General features: G+C 74.3%; 1 protein-coding gene. It reads left to right on the top strand.

What is annotated here, in order from left to right:
• Nucleotides 1-771 (top strand): pyridoxal phosphate-dependent decarboxylase family protein (locus C1I97_RS38215; protein ID WP_258382952.1); only part of this gene is annotated, 771 nt, incomplete at both ends.

Below are 771 nucleotides of genomic sequence, written 5' to 3'. Positions count from 1 at the left end.
CCGCCGCCCTGCACAGCGCCCTCACCCACCTCGCCGGACCCCGCGGCTCCCGCGGCTCCCTCGTCGTAGCCGCCACCGCCGGCACCACCGACGCCGGCCTCATCGACCCCCTCCCCGAGATCGCCGGACTGTGCGCCGCCCACGGCGCCCGCCTGCACATCGACGCCGCCCACGGCGGAGGACTGCTGTTCAGCGAACGCCACCGCGACAAGCTCACCGGACTCGAAGCCGCCCACACCGTCACCTTCGACCTGCACAAACTCGGCTGGCAGCCGGTCGCCGCCGGACTCCTCGCCGTCCGCCGCCCCCGCGACCTCACCGTCCTGCACCAGCGCGCCGACTACCTCAACGCCGACGACGACACCGAGGCCGGCCTGCCCGACCTCCTGGGCCGCTCCCTGCGCACCACCCGCCGCCCCGACGTCCTCAAGATCGCCGTCACCCTCAAGACCCTCGGCCGCAGCGGCCTCGGCGCCCTCGTCGACCAGGTCTGCGCCCGCGCCCGCGAGTTCGCCGACCTCCTCCACGACCACCCCGGCTTCGAGCTCCACGACCGGCCCACCATCAGCACCGTCCTGTTCCGGCCCGCCGATGCCACCGACGACGCCGTCGCCGCCGTACGCCGCAGACTCCTCACCGAGGGCCGGGCCGTCCTCGGCCGCGCCCGCCTCGACGACCGGCTCTGGCTCAAGGCCACCCTCCTCAACCCCGACACCCGGCCCGAAGACCTGGCCGCCCTGCTCAAACTGGTGGAAGGAAGCATCCCCAGAT

It is taken from the genome of Streptomyces sp. NTH33, assembly GCF_003236365.1.
Classification (GTDB): Bacteria; Actinomycetota; Actinomycetes; order Streptomycetales; family Streptomycetaceae; genus Streptomyces.
The sequence above is the reverse complement of the archived record's forward strand: the minus strand, read 5'-3'. Positions and strand labels throughout refer to the sequence as shown.